This window comes from uncultured Phyllobacterium sp. (genome assembly GCF_902479695.1).
GTDB lineage: Bacteria > Pseudomonadota > Alphaproteobacteria > Rhizobiales > Rhizobiaceae > Phyllobacterium > Phyllobacterium calauticae.
On the sequence record NZ_CABSQF010000003.1, the window covers coordinates 43,806 to 65,692 of the forward strand.

The following is a 21,887-nucleotide window of genomic DNA, read 5'->3' on the forward strand; positions in this document are numbered from 1 at the left end:
AAGCGGACTGCACGACGTGAATTGATTTCTCAGGCGGCCTTGACGGCGCCCTTGCCCATTTTTTCCGATGCATCGAGCACGGCCTGAACAATGTTGTGGTAGCCGGTACAGCGGCAGATATTGCCTTCCAGCTCCGCGCGCACCGTGGCTTCGTCGAGCCCTTCCGGGTGGCGGCGGATCATATCCACCGACGACATGATCATCCCCGGCGTGCAGAAACCGCATTGCAGGCCGTGATGTTCGCGGAAGGCCGCCTGCACCGGATGCAGCTCGCCATTGAGGGCAATGCCCTCGATGGTTGTCACCTCGGCGCCGGACGCCTGCACCGCCAGCATGGTGCAGGATTTGACGGCCCGCCCGTCCACATGCACGACGCAGGCGCCGCATTGCGAGGTGTCACACCCCACATGGGTTCCCGTCAGTCCCAGATTTTCACGCAGGAAATGCACAAGCAGCGTGCGGTCTTCGGCTTCGCCCTTGACGGCGCGCCCATTGACCACCAGTTCGACTTTGGCCATCGGTTCCTCCCAGAACGCCTTGGTCACCGCCCCTCCCTGGGCCGCATGACCACAACCGAAAGTTTAACCTGTCCTGCACGCTTGTCTATCGGCAAAATGGAAATATTCCAATCTGGCTGCACTGCGGGACAAGAGGTGGTGGGCACAGGGATTTTCGCGGTTTCAGCCAAAAGCCGGCATGACGAGGCTTGCAATCCGCATGCAATAACGCTATCAGGCGCGTCATCCCTCCGGCACATTCCGATGGCCGGTCCAGGGATCGGGAAGTCCCTTCCCTGCCGCTTTAGCTCAGTTGGTAGAGCACATCATTCGTAAGTAGCGGGTCCGCCCGAGAATGATGTTCAAAGCCAGTGAGTTGGCAGATCAGGGAATAAAATAGTAGGGCATTGGTAGGTGCCCTGCGCTTGGTAGGCCGCTTTAGCTCAGTTGGTAGAGCACATCATTCGTAATGATGGGGTCCTCGGTTCGATTCCGGGAAGCGGCACCATTTTTCAATGTAAAATCAGATGTTTAACTCATTTTCCCGTAAAATGAATGCTTAGGCTTCATCGGCAGGCAATAGGATCTTTGAGATCAGAAAGACCCCACCATCCATTTGGATTTCAAACGAGGCATCCTTAACTGTCACGGCAACATCTCCGTAATGTACCTGTCGGTGGTGATTGGCGCATAACGTCATGATGTTGGACGACGACAACACTCCCACCTGCTTCGTCGCTACTGGCATAACGTGATGAGCCTCGACATAAGGCGTACCATCTTTCTTGAGAAAACCCTTTGGATTCGCTCCCATCGCTTCGCATAGTTGGCACTTGTGGCCGTTTGCTTTTTTTACAGCCCCCCCGATGCGACCGCGTTCCACACTTTTGCTAATCCGAATCTTTACTTCCGGACTTGCGTTCGCGAAGCGCTCTTCCAGAGTGGCTAACGCCCGCAATGATGTCACATCATCGGAGGGCGAAGATACCAGCTCATCTAAATCTTCACCAAGTAACGCACTAACGGCTCGAAAATCATCGCCGTTGATTGGGAACGACGCCGCCTGAAAACCGCGCAACAGAAGAGGAGACAAATTTGGCCGCTCTTGTCGCAACCGTTCCATGGTCAAGGGATTAGCGCCAAAGGTGCGCAAATATCGAAGGCGAATTGTGGGCCAGCCAGGTTCCCGTTCCTCTGCTGCAGCCCAATATACGCTATTCCCACCCGTGGAAGGGAACGCAGTGCTCTCCACCTCGCATAGGGCATATATACCGGGTTCGAGGATGGGCGCTCCAGCGCGTTCAACCGTTGTCCGGTTATCGACACCTACTCTAATGATCGCGAGTTGACCCGGTGCAAAGAACTGGGCATCGGATGGGCGGATGCCCCACGTATCCTCACGGATTCCGTCCGCCAGAAAACGATCAATTGCCCATTTCTTTGGATTACAGACAAGCACCCAGTATCGGTCGGAGTCGGGTGACAAATGCTCCGCTTCGTCAATCAAAGCAATGATCGCTTCTGCGGCAGAAGTAAGCGCAGTTTGATTGTCGGCGAACTCCCGCCAAACACTTTCCTCAACACTGCTACCACGGTTCAAGCCGACGCGACCATTGGCGGTATATTCGGGATCAATGCGCCGGAAATTCATCATCTTCATTGATACGCCATTGGGATTTCTGAAGGCGGCATCTCCCGACATACCGCGAATTCCAGCAAGCTTGCGTAAAGTCTCCGATAGCGAAATCACTTCCGCGGACTCATCGCTATAACTGGTGCCTCTTAGCATCAAATAGAGGTCAAGAGCCAGTATATGCTCCTCTCGAGTCCAATCTGGGTTGCGAACACCTGCCGGAGCGGCTTGGATTTCCGCAGGCGATAAATCCTCGGGTAAAAACGCTTGACCAAAAGCCCATTGGCGAACTGCCTCGCCATTGTCAGCTATCTCTGCCTTCCATGAGAGATGTGCTTGTCCTGGCAAAGTGCGCGTCCGGGCGAGAAGCTGATCGAAGTCGCGCCCTGACCAGCGACGTAATCTCGCCGCTTGCCGCATGATTGGGATCGGAAAATCCCAACTGCGACGTTCCGAATTTCCCCAAGCTTCGGCGAACGGAGATTCGGCTGCAAGGCCAAGCGGCGGCAACCCCGATTTATAGCAGGCGAAATCTAAACGGGATTGGATGTTACCGTGCACGCGACCGTACTGATGCATGTCACCCAAGCCAATGGCGACGGCGGCTTCAGCGTTAGTATAGACTGGGATAATTCCATTATCTGTAGCCGCGCGCGTCCTAAGCCACTCAAGCAACGCTTCGGTGCGCCGTTGAACCGGTGTAGAGCTCTTGGCTGGTGGTTTCTCACTGGTATTTTGCAAACCAAGTGTTCGTTTGGCGTACCAGAGTGCTCGATCCGAGAACTCCTCGGGATGATCAATGATGATTTGTTCATAGGACAAATCTGTTAGATTTTCGGCTGTCAACGTTTCATACCCACGTGTGGGTTTTGCTTTAGCAACAGATACCTCAGCAGAATCAATCAATCCTCGATTTTCAAGCTGCATGAACGTCCGATTGGCATTTCGACCCATGCGACGCTTGATACCGACGTAAGCCGAAACCGCTTGAATAATTTTCTCCTCGGCTATTGAGAGATCGGTGACTGCAATGCCGGTCCTTTTAACTACAAGATCCCGGCCCAATTCCGCAGTGCGCAAATCCACTGCCGCCTTTATATCATCAGTCAAAGCCTTAAGACGTTCTGCATTCTTCTCGAACTGGGTAAGCCCATCGAGAGTCTGAATATTGGCAATCCTCAGAGCTATTTTCTCATCCATACTACTCGCTATAGTTGATTTCCTTGTATTGCACGAGTAGCAACAAGTTGTATCTCAGAGCTTTCACTTTGATGGTGCTCTATCTGTTCAACTTACATTCAATGGGTATGTATGCCTCCGCTTGGTGAACTAGACTTGATTGTCCAATCTGACGATAACTATTCATGGCAACCCCTTTCACCTCCCCGCATTTCCCACTATGATTCCCGTTGAGACCGGTCGAAACGGATCGGTCTTGGGGCTTCATAACCCCTTCAGCAGCGGTCGGTGTCGACCGTGAAGGCACCTCCTCAGCCCTATGGCCGGGGAGGCTTCGGCGTATGTCCAGAGCTTCGGCTTAAAGGCCGTGGCGGTCGTCTGCTGACGGCTTATGAACTCCCCGGTCACCAGAGGATAAACCTCGGGTGACCACTTTCCTCTTGGAACAAGGGAGTGCATATGAACGATTACAATTTCTGGTCAGACCTGCTCGATACGTTTCAATCCTCACCGGACTGGATCAAGGCCGTGTGGCTGCTGATTCCGCCCGGCTTTCTGCTTGGTCTCGTGGCACTGACGATGCGGTTCAGGATCGCAGCCAAACAGATGGACCAAAGCCCGAAGGGCGAGCTGATCTATTCGATCCATCGGGATATCCGAAATCAGCTGCATGTCGTCAGCCATATTCCCGTTACCGACGGCAACCCGGCATTGCTCCTGCTCGATCCGCCCGCCAGCGGCGAACTTGGAACACAAGAGTCAATCCGCCTCGCGCCACCCGCATAGGAGCCGTCAGAGCGCATAAGGCAGGCAATGCCGGTATTGGCGGCCAAGCCGCCGCCATGCCCGCCTCGGACACGCTCGGAGGCCGTCGGAGCACGTGCGCCGGGCACCTGCACCCAAGCAGCAAGCCCTTGGCCTGTAACCTGTAACTGTAACCTTGGCCTCAAAAGAAATATGGGGTGTAGGGGGGAGTGGCATACCCCCGGTGCCCGGTGCCACACCTTTTGGCAGCCTGGGTTACAGTTACAGGTTACAAGCCCGCTCAAAAGGGCATGTCATTATCGGCGCTCTCGCCAAGGCGAACCAGCACAGCGATGCCGCCGTCCACCCGTTTGGCAATCCATTCCACTTTTCGCTCTTCCTCGGTGCCGCGTGCAAAACCCTTGCGTGGCACGTTCGATGTCTGCCCGAGATCACGCAGCCGATGCGAACCATATTCCCAGCCAAGACGGTCCATGATGCGTTTCAGGCGCTGTGCTTCCGTTGGCAGCATTTTGCCACCTTCGAACCCGAGCAGCAGCTTGATGCTTTCCAATGACACCCGGCCTATCCGGTCGTTGAACCAGCCTTCCAGAACCACCTCAAAGGAGTCCTCCACCATGCGCACGGCCTGCAATTCCGCCGCAGCCTGCCAAAGATGCTGAGACAACGTGATGGGCTCGCCCGCCTGCTCGCGCACAACCGCCTCAGCCCAAAGCTGATGGACATCGCGGCTGAACCGTTCGATATCGATGGTCTTCACCCGCACCGGCCAGAACCGGCGATTGCCTGTCAGGTCGCGCAGATAGGTATCCTCATTGGTCGTGCCGATGATGACGCAATGCCGCCGATAGGGTTTGGCGTCGTGATCGTAGGCCTTGCGGTAATTGTCTGTATCCGTGCCAAGAAACTTCTTGAGGCTCTGGCTGGTGGTCTTGTTCATACCGTCCAATTCCTGGCATTCGACAATCCACGCGCGGGCCAGAAGTTCGGCCTTGGTCTTGTCGTCGCTCTTGAGATCGAGACTGCCGCAGCACCATTCACGACGCACGGCAAGCTTTGTCGCAAGCTGTGATTTGCCGAGACCTTGGGGGCCCTCCAGCACCAGCATCGTGTCGAACTTGACACCGGGCTGCTTGATGCGCCTAACGCCGGCGATCAGCAGCTTGGCGCCGAATTCGCGATTGAGCTCCGTATCCTCTGCGCCGCAATAATCCCGCAGCCATGTGTCGATACGTGGCGCGCCGTCCCATTGCTGACTGTCGAAATAGTCAATCACCGGGTGATAGGCCTGCTCATGGGCGATGGCGATCAGTTCGCGTTTGACGGCGTAGGATGACGCCTTGAAATGCTTATCGCGCAGCAACTGGCTGGACAGGATTTCGCCGATAGCGTTGAGGTCACGGTCATCGAGCCCCTGCCCCGTGATCTCGTCCGCGTTGATGAAGAGATTCCGCCTGGAATCGACTTCCAGCAATGTCAGCGCATAGCGGATGTTGTTGGGGTGGTTCTCGACCGGGCGGCCCTCCGCCGTCACGTGCGGCCAATCTTTCCGGCAGGCGGCAATGAACGCCATGGCCCGCGCGACCTGCCGCTGCGCATAGCGCAGAGGATTGGGGCTCTCCAGCACGTGCGCGCTGATCTTCAATTCCGGCTCGGTGATGATCGAAATCACGTGCCCCGGCGTGACGCCTTTTCCCAGCATCCAGAGGACGCAGGCAAACACCAGCTCAGAGCGCGACCCATAGGATTTGCCGGGCGGCGCCTTGCCGTCCGCCAGCGCCTCCACCCAGTCGGGGTCCGGCGGCAAAATCTCTGAAAGATCTTCCGGTAGTGGAAGCGGCTGCAAGTCTGCCGGGTCGAGCATGTTGCCAGCCTTCGCGGAGATGGCAGGCATGATCTCGCGGGCGGGCTTCAGCTTGAAATCCGACGCCTCATAGCAAACCGGAGGTTGCGATAGGTTGATCGGCTCGACGACATAGGCACGCGCCGGTACGCGCCTGGCATCCCGCTTCTTCTGGTTGAGCCAGTTGACGGTAAATGGCACCCGCATCAATTGAGCCGGGCTGTGGGTATTCCCCTCGCCTTGATAGGCTTGAAGCAACGCCAGATTGAGCGCTGCCGCCGCCTCCACGCCAATCGGCTCTTTCAAACGCCAGAATGCCTGAAATCCACCACCGGAAAAAATGATCGCCGTTGGTGCCGGCACATTCTTCGGCATGCGCTTGGGATCGGTCAGCAACCCGAGAATGGTATCGAGCTGTTCCGTCTGAGAACCGGGATAATCCTTGCCGTCGAGATCGCAATGCAGAATCCGCACGGCGCTGAGATTGGCCTTTGCCCGTTTACCGGTCAGGAACTCGCCGTTCGGCAGGAAGTAGTTATTTCTCTGGTATTCGTCGCCATTGTTCATGGCGATGAATTTCTCGGCAGAACCAAGCTCGTGCGGTCCATAGGTTTTCTGCAAGGGGATTTCTGGCCCGACGCTGTTCATGCGCTCAAGATGCAATGGCGCGCCCTGGGTCATCCAGGAAAGGAACGCTATGGCACGCTTGGCGTCCGGCTGCAGCTTCTCAGTCATAGCGCATCTCCACTGGAACGCATTCCTTGGAGGTCAGCCAGTTTTCGACATCTTCAGGCCGGTAAAACACCCGGCCGGTGCGCCTGCCGGATTTGATTTGGATGAATTTCGGGCCGTAGCCCAAACGGCGACCCTTATCGAAAAAGCTTTTGCTCAAGCCCGTAATGTCGGGAAGCTCTTTGGTGGTCAGCAGTTTTCTGGGTTGCGTCATTGGTGGCTCCTTTGTTGAAGAAGCCTCCCAATATTCACATGCAGCTCAGGCAAGCCACAGGTTTAAATCGCCGAATTAACACCGCGAAGGACCTCCTTTGGGAAGTCGACACGGACGCCCAGCGGCTCCAGCAGTTCGGCAAGCTCGCGCAGCTTCAGTATGAAAACGCTCTCAGCCAAGCCTGACTGTCCATAGGCCATTGCCAGCCATTCATCCTTGTTGCGGCAGAATTTCTCCTGAAGATTGTCGGCCTTGTCGTCGCTGTGCGGCTGATAATTCGGATCGGCTGCTTGACGCGACCGGATTGCCTCTCTGGCCAAGACAGTCGGCGGTGTGTGATGGTCGCCGCCATCCGGCCAAGCCAGCTCGTAATCCTTCCCAATCTGCGGGGCACCACGTTCCCGGATATAGGCTTCGGTCATGTGCACCAGTTCAGGCAGGTCATCATGTACGCTGCGCCCACGCTGGCTCCTGATACCGAACAGGGCGCTCTTGGCCTCGTTGAGCCGTCTGTAAGCCTCACGCCCTTTGGCATCGTCAGGATAGGCGCGGATGATGGCCAGCAGCAGGACATCGATAACGGCGGTTACGGCTTCGGCTGATATGTCTCCGGCCACGGGAATGGGTCTAATCATGCTGCATCTCCCACCAGTTCGAGTATTCTCTCGGCCACCTGTTCCACCGGCCCGCGCAGCCGTTCGGCATTAACGACGATATAGCCGCCTGTCACGTCGCCAGTTGCACGATGGTTGAGCAGACGCTTCAGCGCGTAATAGGGAACGTCGAGGCTTTCAGCGATGGTAATGAACGTGCGCCTCAGATCATGCAGCGTGAAGCTGACGCCGGAACCGGTGACGACCCGGAGCAAGAATTTCTTCGTTTCAACAAGATGCCCCTGCTCCCCCGGTCCGGGAAACACATAGGGCGATGTGCCCGAGCGTTCGAACCTATCCTCAAGCATTTCAACCAGAAACGCCGACAGCGGCAAATGCAGGGGATCGCCGTTCTTGGTTGTCGGCAGATGCAGTGTGCGCGCCTTCAGGTCCACATTTTCCCAGCGCAATTTCAAGAGCTCACCACGGCGCATGCCGGTGAACAGAGCCATCCGCAGGAAATCGCGGGAATAGTCCGGCTCGGCCCTGACAGCCTTCCACCACAACGGCAAAACCTGCGCGGTCACCACCGTCTGGCGCCGCTGCTCCCGGTGCCATGCCCGCGCCTGCGTCAATATCTGCACGGGATTGGGCGGGAAATCGTCATGGGTGGCGGCAGCGAAATTGTAGACGGACCGCAGGTGCCGCATGACGTTGTTGGCAGTAGTTTTGCCCGACTCATTGGAAATATCCTGATGACGCTTGAGCACCATCTGGCGGGAGATCGCCTTGATCGGCTGCTTGCGCCACGTTTTCAGATAAAGCTTTATGGTACGCGAGTAGCCGTCAACCGTATGCGAAGAGAGATGCGGCCTAGCCTCGAAGAAGCGATCAAAGGCATCGGCCAGCGTGAGTTTGGCGACAATCTGCTTTCGCTTGGCCGCATTGGGGTCGCGCCCATCAGCCATTTCACCCAAAAGAGCGAGCGCCTTCTTGCGCGCCACCTCAGGCGCAAACACATCGGCGCGCCCAATGGAGACACGGCACGTCCGCCTGTTCACCTGCCCTTCGGCAAAGTAGACCTTGGATTGGACACCAACACGCAGACCAAAACCGGTCAGCAGCGTATCGCGGTAAAAAATCTGGCCGCTCTTAGGCAATGGAATTTCATCTATCGCGCGGCGGGTAAGTCGTAAATTAGGCATTGAGACCTCCTTTTGGCCTCAACTCAAAGTAATATGAGTTTTAAAAAATGACAAGTAATATCAGATAGTTATGACATAATCTCCTACAATGCGCAACACCGGGAAACAAAAAGAAATGCGATCCTGCGCCCGCGCACGCGAGAGCGGTGCAACATGAGCAACGCAAGTGTCAGGATAGCCAGCGGCATAGATGAAACAAGCCTCACGATGATTGATCGCGAGGCTTGTTTCTAATGCTGTATACACTGCGTCTGATCTTGAACCTGCACGAAGTAAATGGCCTGCAGGACTGCCAGACCGGTTAGCTACACTCTTTCAAAGCGAGGAGGTTATCCTTCCAGATCCCATCGGCATAGGTCTGAATGAACTTATTGCCGTTCACACTAGTCCTGACACCGACCCAAGCAGCATTTCCACCTTCATTCGTATAGAATCTGTGGGTGCCCTGCTCGATGAACCGCACGATATTTGGGACGGTCTCCTTCCAGCGCCCGTTGACGTCTGGCTTTGGTCCACCTGCATGTGTGATGTGCTCGTGAGGGCTGTTGCGATTCGTTTTATTAATGCAGTCGATTCTGTAGTCAGCCATGGCTGCCACCCTTTCGTTGATTTTTGCGACCCGTCCGAAGCGCCGGGTCATTGATCTTTAAGGAGGGGCCAGCTAGGGTAATGGCGTTCAAGACATGCCTAGCGGGCTTCGGCCCAGGTATTCGGAAATCGGCTGGTTTACGAGACCAGTCGGTTTTCCATCCAGGTCACCTTCGGGGTCAGATACGGCCCCCTTGGCGGAAGTTCATTCGGACTCGCCGGCGGAACTGCTGGAAACCGCGTCCCATCCTTTACTTCAGCGATTCGGCCCTGATTGAGGCCGAAAAACGCTGCGATATCGTGATGGCGGTCGCCCCGCTCGATCATGCCCCGAATAAGCGCTACGTCGCGCTCGGTGATTGTGAGGCCACTCGGCCTCGCACGTGATGCCATATATTTCTCCTGCGTTTTCAACGTCAGACTCTGGCCTGACACCTCCTATATGAGGGAGAGTCACCAAATAGTCAAGCCAAAATCTAATGATGTGATACCGTAGCATGTTACGGTTTTATTTTTCTTGACAACGTAGCGTGCTACGCATATTTAACATGCATGACGAAACAAGAGGAAACAGTTGCCCCAAGCCGCTCTAGAGCACGCCTTCTGGATGTCGCGGAGGTTTTTGCGGGTGTCGGGGTATCGCGCGAGGAAACGGTGGCCCGTCCGGGCGAAAGGCTGCCGGTTATCGGCGTGCGTGACCTCCAAGACGGCGCAGTAGCCGCGCGAGAAGCGCTCGACACGGTTGGCTTTTCGTCCCCCTCCAAAGCCATGACTTATGCGGTTCGGGCTGACGATGTACTCGTCACCGGGCGCGGGACACTGCTGAAGTTCGGCCTCGTGGGCAATGAGACAGCAGGAGCCATTGCCAGCGCAAACATCATTGTCGTGCGACCTGGCCGTGATGTGACGGGCGGCGCTCTGTTTGCGATCTTGTCGAGCGATGTATTCCGTCCCAAGATCGAGGTTTTGCGCAGAGGGGCAACGACACTGCTGTCCCTGTCGCCGAAGGACCTTGCCAAGCTCGAAATCAACCTGCCGCCGCTGAACGAGCAGGAGCGCATCGCCGCCCTCGTTAAGGACGCGCAAATCGCCTACCGCACCGCCCTGGAGGCCGCCGAAATCCGCCGCTCACTCGCGCGACGTCTGATTGACGCGCGCCTGTTTGGCGACAACCAGAACCACTGAGGGTAACATGGCCAAACTCACACGTGCCGAATTGGAAAATCATCTCTGGAAATCCGCCGACATTCTTCGCGGCTCCATCGATAGTTCCGACTACAAGATCTACATCTTCGGCTTTCTCTTTCTAAAGCGCCTTTCTGATCGTTTCGAGGAAGAGGCCAAAGAGGCAATCCGTCAGGGCCTGCCGGAAGATGTAGCGTACAGCGACCCAGACGAGCATGAGTTCTTTCTGGTTGAACGTGCGCGCTGGTCGTCGATCAAAAAGCTGACGACCGGCATTGGCGATCACCTCAACAAGGCATGCGCCGCGATTGAGGACGCCAATCCCTCGATTGAAGGCGTGCTGGCCAATATCGATTTCAATTCTGAATCGCGCCTTGGCGATGCCAAGAACCGCGAAGGCGTTCTGTCGCGTCTGATCGACCACTTCTCTCGCATCGACCTGTCCAATGCCTCTCTGTCCGAACCGGACATGCTTGGTCGCGCGTATGAATACCTGATCGACAAGTTCGCGGACGACGCAGGCAAGAAGGGCGGCGAGTTCTACACCCCCCATCATGTCGTGCGGCTGATCGTGGAGCTGCTGGACCCCAAGCCCGGCATGCGCATCAGCGACCCCACATGCGGCTCAGGCGGCATGCTGGTTCAGGTTGCGGAGCATGTTGCGAAGCTCGAAGGCAAGCGGCTGGGCGAAGCGCTCAACATCACGCTGCACGGTCAGGAAAAGAACCTCGGCACATGGGCCATCGCTAAGATGAACCTGCTGCTGCATGGGCTTCGCGATGCTCGGATTGAAAAGGGCGATACGATTCGCAATCCGCGCCTGCTCGATCAGGACGGCAACCTGTTCCTTTATGATCGCGTCATCGCCAACCCGCCTTTTTCGCTGGATAGCTGGGGCGCGGAGGACGTTTCAGGCGACACCGAGAAGAAGGGTCATAACCGCTTTATCTATGGCATCCCACCCAAGAACATGGGTGATCTGGCCTTCGTTCAGCACATGGTGGCGACGCTCAACGCCAAGGGCGTGTGCGGCGTGGTGATGCCGCATGGCGTGCTGTTCCGTGGCTCCGGGGACGGCCGTATTCGCGAGGCGATGCTAAAAGCCGATCTGTTCGAGGCGATTGTCGGCCTACCCGAAAATCTGTTCGCCGGCACTGGTATTCCAGCAACCGTTTTGATCCTCAACAAGGCGAAGGCACCTGAGCGCAAGGGCAAGGTGCTCTTCATCCACGGCGCGAAGGAATTCGAAGAGCGGCCCAAGAAGAACATTCTTGGCGAAGGCAATATCACGCGGATCGTCGATGCCTTCAATGCTTGGAAGGATGATGACCGCTTTTGCCGCATCGTCGACATGACGGAGATTGAGGAGAATGATTTCAACCTCAACATCTCCCGCTACATCGACACACTCGAGCCTGAAAAGCCGATCGACGTTAAAGCTGAGCTTGGCAAACTTTGGGCTGCCGAGCAGGCGCGCGACGAAGCCGCCGCTCGCATGAATGCCCTTCTCAAGGAGATGGGCTATGTCGGGTAACGTGCCGAATGGGTGGCGCGAAGTCCGCATTGGCCAGATCGCGCGCGAAGTTTCGAGCAGGAATCGGTCAAGCGCCGATATTCCGGTCTTGAGCATGACAAAGCATCGCGGCTTCGTTCGCTCCAATGAATATTTCTCAAAGTCTGTCCACAGCGAAAACACAGAGAACTATAAGATCGTAAAGCGCGGACAATTCGCTTATGCAACGATCCACTTGGACGAAGGCTCTATCGATTATCTCAAAAACCATGACGCGGGCCTGATAAGCCCAATGTATACGGTCTTTGAGCTCAGCTCCGCAGATATTGACAAGGATGTTGCCTTTCGGAATTTCAAGCGATTTGCATTGAGCGGTCGTTTTGACCCTTACAGCAACGGTGGGGTCAACCGCCGAAAGTCGATCCTGTTCAGCGATCTGGCTTCCTTTAGGTTTGCTATTCCCCCGCTCGCTGAACAGCGCGCGATTGCCGAGGTCTTGGGTACGGTGGAGGCGGCAATCGCTAAAACGGAGGCGCTGATTGACGCAATTGCGCAAACTGAGACGGTGCTTCTCAAACAGTATTTTATCGAACGACAGAAGTCTCTGCTTTGGTCCCGCGTAGCGAAGATGGGGCGCTGGCTGAGTGGCGGAACACCCGCAACTGGTATTGAGGAGAATTGGAAAGGCCCAGTACCTTGGGTATGTCCGAAGGACATAAAGGCGCCAACTGTTTCATCGACGATCGATCATATTTCGGAAGACGCGGCAAAAGCGCTCGGGATGGTTGATCCGGGGACGCTTCTCTTGGTTGTTCGCGGCATGATCCTTACGCGATCGGTCCCGTCAACGATTTGCACGGTTCGGTGCGCCTTCAATCAGGACGTGAAGGCATTTGTTCCAAATGAAGGTGTTCTACCGGCCTTTCTAAAACTCTGGTTCGACATAAATGAGCATAAGCTGCTCGGAGAAATAGAAACTGCAACACATGGAACCAAGCGGTTTCCTTTGGAGCGTCTTAACGCATTTCCCGTTCCCGTGGTAACCCGCGACGAGCAAGTCAGATTAGTTACATTAGCAGAATGCTGCCAAGAACGTTTGCGTTCGGAGAGAGAGAACCTTTCCGCGCTTCGTTCTGTCCGTGATGCGTTAGCGCAAGAGCTGCTCTCAGGACGCGTTCGCCTCCCGGAAAGCATCATTGCGCGGCATCGTGACAAAGCTGGGCAAGCGGCATGAACGAGACCAGCGAGCAGCTAGAGCGTGAATGGGTAGAGGAGCCGGCGACGGACCTGCTGCGAGTGCTGTTCGACTATAAGCCCTTGTCTTCAGACGACGTGCGGCGGTTGCGCGATGGGCTGGCGACGGAGCCGGTTTTGACAGTTCGCGTTGCAGAATGCCTGAAGCGCCTCAATCCTTGGCTCGGCGAGGACGGCGTTCGCCGCGCTGTTGCGGCTGTCACGCGCGTTTCCGCGGTTGATGTGATGGAGGCCAACGAGAGCGCCTATACGGCCCTCACCTATGGTGTGACAGCCCCCCACACTGAAGGCGGCAGACGACAGGACCGCAATGTGCGGTTCTTCGATTTCGATGATCCATACGCCAACACGTTCGAGTTCGCCCGGCAAGTCGCTATTAAGGGCGCACGTCAGGACATCATCCCGGATATTGTCGTCTACGTGAATGGGCTCCCGCTCGCGGCCATCGAATGCAAATCGCCGTCGTTGGCCGACCCGATGGGCGAGGCGATCCGCCAGTTCCGCCGTTATGAAAGCCGGGATGAATTCGCCGGGCTTGGTGCGCCCCGCCTGTTTGAGACGGCGCAGATTTCCATCGCACTGGCGCGCGATGTGGCGAAGTACGGCACGACGCTGACCCCTGCTCGCCAATGGGCCGAGTGGAAGGATCCCTATCCGCTCACGCTCGATGCACTTGCGGCCCAATTGGGTCGAACGCCAACCGGGCAAGACATCTTGCTCGCCGGGCTTCTCGCACCGGCCAATCTGCTCGATCTCGTCCGGAATTTCGTGATGTTTGAGACCATCGACGGGCGGCGCATCAAGAAATTGGCGCGCTATCAGCAGTTCGTTGCCGTCGGCAAGGCGATTGAGCGTATCCGGACCGCACCCAATCCGCAGCGTCGTGGCGGTGTCATCCACCACACCCAAGGCTCCGGTAAATCGCTCACGATGGTGTTTCTGGCAACCAAGTTGCGCCGTTTACATGAGGCTGAAAACCCGACGATTGTCATCGTTACGGATCGGAACGACCTTGATGACCAGATCACCGGGCAATTCCAGCGCTCAGGCTTTGCCAACCCTATCCAGGCCGAGAGCGGGGACGCGCTGCGCAAGGCCCTGTCGGGCGGGGCGGGAACAACAGTTTTGACGACCGTTCATAAGTTCCACAGCGCCGTGCCGAAACGCTCGTCTGTCATTTCCAAGGCGCAAAACGTCTTCGTTATGGTCGATGAAGCGCACCGGACACAATATGGCGCGCTCGCCGCCCGGATGCGCGCGGGCCTGCCAAATGCCTGCATGATCGCCTTCACCGGCACGCCCATCGACAAAAAAGATCGTAGCACTCGTGAGGTGTTCGGCGATTACCTGCACCGCTACCTGATCGACCAGGCTGTGAAGGATGGAGCGACCGTCCCGATCTATTACGAAATGCGCGATGCGCAACTGCGGATCGACGGGCGCGATCTCGAACGGGATATTCGGGCCACGTTCCCGGAACTGAATGACGACGAGATTGAGAAGCTGAAGCGCGGTATGCGACTTCAAGAGAAATTGGCCGGAGCGCCGGTTCGTGTAGAGGCCATCGCTAAAGACATTCTCGCGCATTATCGAAGCACTATCGAGCCGAACGGCTTCAAAGCGCAGATCGTGACCATCAGTCGAGACGTCGCCGTGACCTACGTCGAAGCTTTGCGGCAGCTTGGCGCGCCTGAATGCGCTCTGATCATGTCCACATCCAACAATGACAGCGCCCACCTGCAAGCCCATCACCTTTCCAAACGTGACCGCGACACCTTGATGGGCCGGTTCAAGAAGCGCGACGATCCGTTAAAAATCTTGGTCGTATGCGACATGCTGCTGACCGGTTTTGACGCTCCGATAGAGCAGGTTCTGTATCTCGATGCGCCTTTGCGGGAACATACACTTTTGCAGGCCATCGCCCGCGTGAACCGGACCGCTGACGGTAAGACCTATGGGTTGGTCGTTGACTATTGGGGCGACAATCGACGCATTTCCGATGCCTTGGATATGTTCTCGGACGAAGACGGCATAGCCAGTGCGCTTCGTCCGCTGTCGGAGAAAGTCCAGCTTCTTGAAAGTCGGCACCGAGCGGCCATTCGGCTCTTCGAAGGTATCGGCCGCGAGGACGATACGACGTGCGTCGAGCTGCTGCGCCCGGATGACATCCGCGCCAAATTCGAACTCGACTTCCTGCGCTTTGCCGAAGCCATGGACATGGTCTTGCCTGACCCAAAAGCATTGGAAGAACCCTATCCATCCGACCTAAAGCGGCTATCGCGCATTCGTGTTCTCGCACGCCGCGCCTATCATGAGGAGCCGTTCGACCCGAAGGACTACGGCGCGAAGGTCGGCGAGATCATTACCAGTCACCTCTCGGTGACAGGTGTCCAGCAGTTGCTGGTGAAGTTCGATATTCTCGATCCTGCCTTCCGGCCGCATTTGGAAAGCCTACGGTCGAGCGATGCCAAGGCGGCAGAGATTGAGCACGCGATCCGCCAAGAAATCCACGTCCACCGCGACGAAAATCCCACGGCTTACGCCTCGCTTTGGGAACAGCTAGAGCGGATCGTCAATGACAGGCGGGAAGCTCGCGTTTCCGCCGCCAGCGCGTTGACCCAGCTTGAAGCAATGGTGGGGCAAGCCGTAGATATTCGCTCAGGCGCGGCGGGTAGGAGCGACGGGCTAAGCGCAACGGCCTCGGCCATCCTACCATTCCTTGACGCCGACCTTCCTACCAACGCGCGAACCCAGAGCGCTGCCGGGATCACCAAGGCACTCGATGAGTATGCCGAGGTTGTCGACTGGCATCACAAGGAGGACGTGCAACGGCAGATGCGCCGATCCATTAAGGAGCAGTTGCGCAGCTTAGGCTTGGACGCGCACAAGGTCGAAGCCACGACGGCAAAGATTATGGATGTCGCCCGCGCGAGGTATCCGGGATGACGGACGCGGCTCAACATTCAATCGTCTTCGGCGGTGAAACCTTCGCATTCCTAATCGAGCGGACAGCGCGCCGGAAAACCGTGGCGATATCGGTTGGGTTCGACGGGGTGCGCGTACTCGCACCGTCAGACCTGGATGATGATCGCGTCCTCGGCATCGTTCGTAAGAAAGGCGCTTGGCTGCTTCGCAAACAGGCGGCGTATCGCGAACTTGGGGGACAGCCGATTGCAAAGGAATTTGTGAGTGGCGAGACCTTCCATTATCTCGGCCGCCAGTATCGCCTGAAGCTCATTGCCGACGAAACCGTCGTTGTGACCCGGATTGCCGCGAGAGGTTCAACGCTCGTCGCGCCGGTGCTTCCAAATGGACATGTCGCCGTCCAGCGCGCCGCTGTCCGCAGTGGTCTCAGGCACTGGTATCGCGCCCATGCGATCCAGCATTTCCCCGTCCGCGCGCGAATGATCGCCCAAATGCTTGGAATTCCGACCCCGACCGTCAAGGTGGTTGATCAGTCTAAACGCTGGGGAAGTTGCGATGCTCGGGGGCGTATTCGCTTAAACTGGCGTTTGGTCATGGCACCTATGCCATTGGTCGACTACGTTATCGCCCATGAAGTTTGCCATATCATTGAGCAAAATCACTCGCGACGCTTTTGGCGCTCCTTGGAGATCATAATGCCGGACTATGAGGAACGACTAAGAAGACTTGATCGATTGGGACACCAGTGTATTTGGTAAAGGTAATAGGCCGTTATTGACGTGTGGCAAATTTTCAAGGGGTACAATGCTATATGACTGAACTCGAGAAACCTGCCACTATCGTTCAAGCCCCACTTTATCCACTTTATTCCGATGTCGCCCACGCTATTCGTCTGCTCAATGGCGAACCCGTTCAACGGGTCCGTGACATGATCAGTGCAATTGCGAGTCAAATGGGAACACCTCAGAATCCGGCAGATTGGTCCGATCCCAATACGTGGATAGCCCAACGTTTATCTGGTGAACTTCAAACGCTTGCAAAGAAGATATGGGAGGACAGCGGCGAGGCGTTGAACCCTCGTTATCTCACTGGCTGCTATCTGTTCATAAATCGGCTGAAACTACTGGAACAGAATGCAGGGGTTTACCGGATTGGCGAACGAGGCCAGCAGTTCCTTGCGAACGACGAAACCATTCTCCGCGAACTAGACGCTATAGAAGGCATCCCAAAACTGCTCTCGCTCGTTGCAGAACGATCGCCGTGTAAACGTGGTGATATATTGCCTGCTTGGTCGGATTACCTGAAGGCCGTTTCACTGTTCACGACACCAAAAACTTTTGCCGATACATTGCGGCGGCGTTTGGTCAGCATCGCGGAACGCGGATTAATCACTCGTGAAGGCAATTACTACGCAATCACTGATGCAGGCTTGCAATGGCTCAAGGGATTCGTGTCAGGACCAGAGGCAGGTAAAACAGCAACGCCCTCCTCAAAACGCACTACGGTCGCAGAAGCCGCCCATGCTCACAACGAAGAGCAATTGGCTGCGTTTCGAGCACGGTTAATGCAGCTTGAACCGGCCCAATTTGAGCACTTTGTTAAAGAACTCCTAGATGCCATGGACTATGAGGACGTGCGCGTTACAAAAGTCAGCGGCGATAAGGGCGTCGACGTAATTGCCCGCGTGCAGTTCGGCATCACCGAAATTACCGAAGTCGTTCAAGTGAAGCGAACAGAAAACACCATAACCCGTCCCAAGGTTGATGAGCTTCGTGGAGCACTTCCCTATTTCAAAGCCATCCGAGGTACGATCATCAGCCTTGGCAGCTTTGCAAAGGGCGCCCAAGAAGGTGCGCTCTTTATCGGCGCCGCTCCCATCACGTTGATCGACGGCAAACGACTTCTGGACCTCTGCATTAAACATGAAGTAGGTGTAAAGCGTAGGCCGGTCGAAATTTACGAAATTGACGAAGCATTCTTTGCGGAGAAATTCACTCGTGAAGAGGTCGAAGAGTCCGCGCCGATCACCGATGATAACGAATGATACCTATCTGAAAGAGCTTGCTGCCGATGTCTGATGGGAATTTAATTCTCTACACCACCGAAGACGGTCGCGACCGGATCGAATTGCTCGCGCGGGGCGGCACAGTATGGCTTTCGTTGAATCGGATTGCCGACCTGTTCGAGCGGGACAAATCCGTCATTTCCCGGCATATCGCCAATGTTTTTGAAGATCGCGAATTGGTTGAGGATTCAGTTGTTGCAAATATTGCAACAACTGCCGCTGACGGCAAAATCTATCAGGTCGACCACTATAATCTCAAAATGATCTTGGCCATTGGATACCGCGTGCGCTCACCTCGTGGAGTGCAGTTTCGCCGTTGGGCAACGACGGCATTAAGCGAATATCTTATCAAGGGCTTCGTGATGGACGATGCCCGCCTGAAACAGCCAACCTATGACTATTTCGACGAGCTGCTTGAGCGCATCCGGGATATTCGGGCATCCGAAGCGCGGTTGTATCAGAAAGTCCGTGATATTCTGGCACTCAGCGAAGATTATGATTCTGGATCGAAGGTTGTGAATAGCTTCTATGCCACCATCCAGAACAAGATGTTGCATGCCGTGACTGGTCATACTGCCGCCGAACTCATTATTGTGCGTGCAGACCCTACTACTCAGAATATGGGCCTTACTTCCTGGAAGGGGTCCCGGGTGCGCAAAAGCGATGTCACCACTGCTAAGAACTATCTCGCTCAGCCGGAAATTTCCGAGCTCAACCTCATTGTTACAATGTTCCTCGATACTGCCGATTTACGGGCGAGACGTCGGCAGAGCATGCAATTGGCAGAATGGGAAGGTGTGCTCGATAATTTTCTGCTATCCAATGAGCTAAATGTTCTAAAAAACGCAGGCTCTGTTTCCCACAAACAAGCCGCACAGATCGTTGAGGAACGTTACGAGAGCTTTGATGAGAACAGAAAAAAAGCTGAGCGATTGGCGGATGCCCAGGTTGATGAGCTGGATGAATTGAAGCGAATCGCAGATGACTTGAAGAAGAGTGAGAAAGATCAGCCTTGAGGATGATGCTGGCGTCAGCACCTCCCTTCGCGAGCGCAATTCTGATGAGCCATAAACAAAGCCATTTTAGGAACATTCAGAAATCTGCACCATCCCTCCATCCGCAGGCTCACTCCCCCAGCCCATCCGCTGAAACCCGTTGATGGGGAGGTCCGTACGTTGACCTCTGCCGTCGAGATTGGCGCGACCTGTCTTCTAGAAAACCGTAACCTCAGTAATTTTCGCAGAATTTATCCACGTCACGCTAGCCTCAGCGATAATACCTCCAGCAGAAATCGGAGCTGAATCCACCGGTCGCCTTGCCGGGTTCAGAAAAGACTATTCACGACACATCCAATCACCCGTTTAGAAGAATCCTTTTGAACCAGATCAAGATTATGTGGCTGAGGCTGCCTGTTCGATGAGAGCGGCAACAGCTTGTGGCTTGGAAAGTAGACAGCGTGGCCACCACCCACCTCGTAAACAGCCTTCTTGCGCCCAGGTATGGCCGGGGCCAGCATGGTTTATAAAGTAGTTGGACGCTCACCAGCACCCTTGTTGTTCTGCTTCGTCTTCTAACTCTTCACGAGATAACGATGACGCAGCCCCTCGCACTTGGCAACACCCATGGTAGAACATGAGCGTCCCAGCACTCGGAGCCCGCCTATGTCCGTCACTAATGTCCGCCTCGCCATCGAACGCTTTATAGAATACCCAAAGCCGCAAGTCCTATGCATTCGTGGCGCATGGGGAACCGGCAAGACATGGACGTGGGAAGATGTGCTGAAGAAGGCTGTGGCCGCCGATAAGGTCAAGGCGAAGAAATATGCCAAAGCATCCCTGTTCGGCCTCAATTCTATCAAGGAACTGAAGCGGGAAATTTTCCAATCTACAATCGATATCAAACAAATTGGAAAGCCGTTCGACGCGGAAAACGTCGAGAGCATCATGGTGAGCGTGAAGACGTGGGGGAAATGGGCAATCAACAAGGCCAGCTTCGTCCACGATGACGCGCTCACGGCTGCAATCGAAGTTGCCGCGCTATTCGCCCGTGATCAGCTTATCCTCATTGATGACCTTGAGCGGAAAGGTGACGACCTGCGGAGCGTGGACGTGCTTGGCTACATCTCCCAGCTGCGAGACGACCGCAATTGTAAGGTGGTGTTGCTGCTCAATGACGAGGAGCTGGAGGACAAGCCCGATTTCACATCCTATCTTGAGAAGGTGGTCGATATCTACTTACGCTTCGAGCCTACAGGCACAGAAATCGCCGGCATCGCCGTGCCGGAGATGGACCAGCTTTCGGTCATGGTGCGCGACAACGCAATTGCACTCAATATCAGCAATGTCCGTGTCATTCGCAAAATCCTCGAACTGGTGAAGGATGTAGCGCCTCTCCTCGCCAAATATTCCGAGCTAGTCACCACCAACGCTGCTGGTGTCATCACGCTGTTTGGATGGAGCTATTTCCAGCCCAAAATGGCGCCGCCGCTCGAATATTTGAAGCGAGTGCACACTTATTCCCCGAAGCAGGGTGATGAGCCGCTTGATGTTAAATGGCGCGACCTCCTGCTCAAATACCGGTACACCAACACCAGTGACTTCGATTTGGTGCTGCTGAAGGGGATTGAGAACGGCTATTTCGACAGCGCTGCAATCGACAAGCATGCCGCCGAGCTGCATCGTGCCGACGAGAGGGACAAGGTCGAACAGGAGGTGCGGGCCATCTGGGATGACGTCCATTATTCTTTTACGAAACCGGCGCAAGGCATTCTCGATAAGTTCTTCGAATGCTACATACGCAACATCGATTTTATGACGCTCAGCGATTTGTATGTCTTCGAGCGGCTATTCCGCGAATTGGGAGACGATCGCTCTGATCAACTGGTAGACCACTACATCGAGGTCAACAAAGCCAAACCTGATGCCTTCGACGTCGACCGCCTTGAACGGTTCGGTGATGAACTGTCACCACCAGTAAAAGAAAAAATTGCAGCGGCCGAGGCGGAACAGGCGCCTAAACTCAATCCTGACGAGGTGCTTATGGCGCTTAGTAAGCGTGGCTACGAGGAAGAACTGTACGACGTTGCTGCCAAATTGCCGGTGAGTGAGTACGTCCGTATCTTGAAGGCATATGAAGGGTCGCAACTCTCCGACATCATCTCCGGCCTGCGCCAGTACCTCCGCACAAGTGGGCTGGATCCACGCCTCCACGCCCTTATGGATAAGGCGGGTTTGGCCCTGCGGCAGATTGCGGAAGAAAGCCCTATCAACAATCGTCGGGCAATGCGGCTTGGCCTCATCCAGCGGCTCGATGCCAGAGAAGCGGAGGCAAAAGGTGCTGATGAAGCTGCCGAAGCCTAGGGCTCTGCCCCGCACGCATAAGCGCCTTCAGCCCATCTTCGTTGGTTCTCAACGAAGGGGCTTGCCCCTTGCCACCCGCTTTTCGTCACGAGGCAGACCACCATGGGCCCTCATATGACAGGTTTTGGTCTAGCAGCCGTCTTGCGCCTCGCGGCATAGGCGGCACACCGCTTCTTCTTGCCAGCACCAACGCGCCATGTATGCTTGCCCTTCCCCTAGCAGCGTAGTCAGAACACAAATGAACAGGGGCCCACGGCCCCTGTTCATTAGATGCCGGGCGAAGCCACCGTTCTCTTCAGGATCGTCGTTTGTTTACGCCAGTCTAAACTGCGGTTTG

At 55.7% G+C, this 21,887-nt stretch carries 17 protein-coding genes, 1 tRNA gene and 1 pseudogene; 10 read left to right on the top strand and 9 right to left on the bottom strand.

Features of this window, described 5'->3' with window-relative positions:
• Window positions 1-29: 29 nt before the first annotated feature.
• Complete coding sequence (locus RDL77_RS02620; protein WP_105736548.1) at window positions 30-518, bottom strand: (2Fe-2S)-binding protein; 489 nt, start codon at window positions 516-518, stop codon at window positions 30-32.
• Window positions 519-929: 411 nt separating this feature from the next.
• Here RDL77_RS02620 and RDL77_RS02625 point away from each other — a divergent pair.
• Window positions 930-1,005 (top strand) — tRNA-Thr (locus RDL77_RS02625).
• A 51-nt stretch (window positions 1,006-1,056) separates the two neighbouring features.
• On the opposite strand, the gene RDL77_RS02630 is transcribed toward RDL77_RS02625, so the two are convergent.
• Window positions 1,057-3,330, bottom strand: a complete 2,274-nt coding sequence (locus RDL77_RS02630; RefSeq protein WP_288191695.1) for an EVE domain-containing protein — start codon at window positions 3,328-3,330, stop codon at window positions 1,057-1,059.
• 438 nt (window positions 3,331-3,768) lie between these two features.
• Here RDL77_RS02630 and RDL77_RS02635 point away from each other — a divergent pair, with 438 nt between their 5' ends.
• Window positions 3,769-4,095, top strand: a complete 327-nt coding sequence (locus RDL77_RS02635; RefSeq protein ID WP_288191696.1) for a hypothetical protein — start codon at window positions 3,769-3,771, stop codon at window positions 4,093-4,095.
• Window positions 4,096-4,354: 259 nt separating this feature from the next.
• Here the strand turns inward: RDL77_RS02635 and RDL77_RS02640 are convergent, their stop codons facing one another.
• The 7 genes and pseudogenes from RDL77_RS02640 to RDL77_RS02670 all read right to left on the bottom strand — a co-directional run bounded on the left by RDL77_RS02640 (window position 4,355) and on the right by RDL77_RS02670 (window position 9,642).
• Window positions 4,355-6,652, bottom strand: a complete 2,298-nt coding sequence (locus RDL77_RS02640; protein ID WP_288191697.1) for a virulence-associated E family protein — start codon at window positions 6,650-6,652, stop codon at window positions 4,355-4,357.
• On the bottom strand, window positions 6,645-6,863 hold the full coding sequence (locus tag RDL77_RS02645; RefSeq protein WP_288191698.1) for an AlpA family transcriptional regulator: 219 nt from the start codon (window positions 6,861-6,863) through the stop codon (window positions 6,645-6,647). Before RDL77_RS02645 ends, RDL77_RS02640 begins: the two co-directional genes overlap by 8 nt.
• Window positions 6,864-6,925: 62 nt before the next feature.
• The gene (locus RDL77_RS02650; RefSeq protein ID WP_288191699.1) at window positions 6,926-7,498 is read right to left on the bottom strand and encodes a hypothetical protein; all 573 of its coding nucleotides are present in this window, start codon (window positions 7,496-7,498) and stop codon (window positions 6,926-6,928) included.
• The gene (locus RDL77_RS02655; protein ID WP_288191819.1) at window positions 7,495-8,382 is read right to left on the bottom strand and encodes a tyrosine-type recombinase/integrase; all 888 of its coding nucleotides are present in this window, start codon (window positions 8,380-8,382) and stop codon (window positions 7,495-7,497) included. Before RDL77_RS02655 ends, RDL77_RS02650 begins: the two co-directional genes overlap by 4 nt.
• A gap of 12 nt (window positions 8,383-8,394) precedes the next feature.
• Window positions 8,395-8,661, bottom strand: a pseudogene (locus RDL77_RS02660) (integrase arm-type DNA-binding domain-containing protein); the annotation flags it as partial.
• 301 nt (window positions 8,662-8,962) lie between these two features.
• Complete coding sequence (locus RDL77_RS02665) at window positions 8,963-9,250, bottom strand: DUF3892 domain-containing protein (protein WP_288191700.1); 288 nt, start codon at window positions 9,248-9,250, stop codon at window positions 8,963-8,965.
• 137 nt (window positions 9,251-9,387) lie between these two features.
• Window positions 9,388-9,642: a hypothetical protein gene (locus tag RDL77_RS02670; protein ID WP_288191834.1), complete on the bottom strand. Its 255-nt coding sequence runs from the start codon at window positions 9,640-9,642 to the stop codon at window positions 9,388-9,390.
• A 159-nt stretch (window positions 9,643-9,801) separates the two neighbouring features.
• Between RDL77_RS02670 and RDL77_RS02675 the strand changes: the two genes are divergently transcribed.
• From RDL77_RS02675 to RDL77_RS02710, 8 genes are all read left to right on the top strand, one after another.
• On the top strand, window positions 9,802-10,434 hold the full coding sequence (locus tag RDL77_RS02675) for a restriction endonuclease subunit S (RefSeq protein ID WP_288191701.1): 633 nt from the start codon (window positions 9,802-9,804) through the stop codon (window positions 10,432-10,434).
• 7 nt (window positions 10,435-10,441) lie between these two features.
• Entirely contained in the window at window positions 10,442-11,968 is a 1,527-nt protein-coding gene (locus tag RDL77_RS02680) for a class I SAM-dependent DNA methyltransferase (RefSeq protein WP_288191702.1), read from the top strand.
• Window positions 11,958-13,181, top strand: a complete 1,224-nt coding sequence (locus RDL77_RS02685) for a restriction endonuclease subunit S (protein ID WP_288191703.1) — start codon at window positions 11,958-11,960, stop codon at window positions 13,179-13,181. The genes RDL77_RS02680 and RDL77_RS02685 overlap by 11 nt, the downstream gene beginning before the upstream one ends.
• Window positions 13,178-16,147 (top strand): type I restriction endonuclease subunit R, encoded by a 2,970-nt coding sequence (locus RDL77_RS02690; RefSeq protein WP_288191704.1) that lies wholly within the window; start codon window positions 13,178-13,180, stop codon window positions 16,145-16,147. The genes RDL77_RS02685 and RDL77_RS02690 overlap by 4 nt, the downstream gene beginning before the upstream one ends.
• On the top strand, window positions 16,144-16,884 hold the full coding sequence (locus RDL77_RS02695) for a M48 family metallopeptidase (protein ID WP_288191705.1): 741 nt from the start codon (window positions 16,144-16,146) through the stop codon (window positions 16,882-16,884). Before RDL77_RS02690 ends, RDL77_RS02695 begins: the two co-directional genes overlap by 4 nt.
• A 53-nt stretch (window positions 16,885-16,937) precedes the next feature.
• Window positions 16,938-18,170: a restriction endonuclease gene (locus RDL77_RS02700; protein WP_288191706.1), complete on the top strand. Its 1,233-nt coding sequence runs from the start codon at window positions 16,938-16,940 to the stop codon at window positions 18,168-18,170.
• 26 nt (window positions 18,171-18,196) lie between these two features.
• Entirely contained in the window at window positions 18,197-19,207 is a 1,011-nt protein-coding gene (locus RDL77_RS02705; RefSeq protein WP_288191707.1) for a virulence RhuM family protein, read from the top strand.
• A 645-nt stretch (window positions 19,208-19,852) separates the two neighbouring features.
• Window positions 19,853-21,550: a hypothetical protein gene (locus tag RDL77_RS02710; RefSeq protein ID WP_288191708.1), complete on the top strand. Its 1,698-nt coding sequence runs from the start codon at window positions 19,853-19,855 to the stop codon at window positions 21,548-21,550.
• Window positions 21,551-21,887: the final 337 nt, after the last annotated feature.

Bases quoted from the DNA above. Each gene is read 5' to 3' on its own strand.
- RDL77_RS02630 (WP_288191695.1), bottom strand. From the start codon at position 3,330: ATGGATGAGAAAATAGCTCTGAGGATTGCCAATATTCAGACTCTCGAT.
- RDL77_RS02635 (WP_288191696.1), top strand. From the start codon at position 3,769: ATGAACGATTACAATTTCTGGTCAGACCTGCTCGATACGTTTCAATCC.
- RDL77_RS02665 (WP_288191700.1), bottom strand. From the start codon at position 9,250: ATGGCTGACTACAGAATCGACTGCATTAATAAAACGAATCGCAACAGC.
- RDL77_RS02705 (WP_288191707.1), top strand. From the start codon at position 18,197: ATGTCTGATGGGAATTTAATTCTCTACACCACCGAAGACGGTCGCGAC.
- RDL77_RS02650 (WP_288191699.1), bottom strand. From the start codon at position 7,498: ATGATTAGACCCATTCCCGTGGCCGGAGACATATCAGCCGAAGCCGTA.
- RDL77_RS02640 (WP_288191697.1), bottom strand. From the start codon at position 6,652: ATGACTGAGAAGCTGCAGCCGGACGCCAAGCGTGCCATAGCGTTCCTT.
- RDL77_RS02675 (WP_288191701.1), top strand. From the start codon at position 9,802: ATGACGAAACAAGAGGAAACAGTTGCCCCAAGCCGCTCTAGAGCACGC.
- RDL77_RS02620 (WP_105736548.1), bottom strand. From the start codon at position 518: ATGGCCAAAGTCGAACTGGTGGTCAATGGGCGCGCCGTCAAGGGCGAA.
- RDL77_RS02685 (WP_288191703.1), top strand. From the start codon at position 11,958: ATGTCGGGTAACGTGCCGAATGGGTGGCGCGAAGTCCGCATTGGCCAG.
- RDL77_RS02690 (WP_288191704.1), top strand. From the start codon at position 13,178: ATGAACGAGACCAGCGAGCAGCTAGAGCGTGAATGGGTAGAGGAGCCG.
- RDL77_RS02700 (WP_288191706.1), top strand. From the start codon at position 16,938: ATGACTGAACTCGAGAAACCTGCCACTATCGTTCAAGCCCCACTTTAT.
- RDL77_RS02670 (WP_288191834.1), bottom strand. From the start codon at position 9,642: ATGGCATCACGTGCGAGGCCGAGTGGCCTCACAATCACCGAGCGCGAC.
- RDL77_RS02695 (WP_288191705.1), top strand. From the start codon at position 16,144: ATGACGGACGCGGCTCAACATTCAATCGTCTTCGGCGGTGAAACCTTC.
- RDL77_RS02680 (WP_288191702.1), top strand. From the start codon at position 10,442: ATGGCCAAACTCACACGTGCCGAATTGGAAAATCATCTCTGGAAATCC.
- RDL77_RS02645 (WP_288191698.1), bottom strand. From the start codon at position 6,863: ATGACGCAACCCAGAAAACTGCTGACCACCAAAGAGCTTCCCGACATT.
- RDL77_RS02710 (WP_288191708.1), top strand. From the start codon at position 19,853: ATGTCCGTCACTAATGTCCGCCTCGCCATCGAACGCTTTATAGAATAC.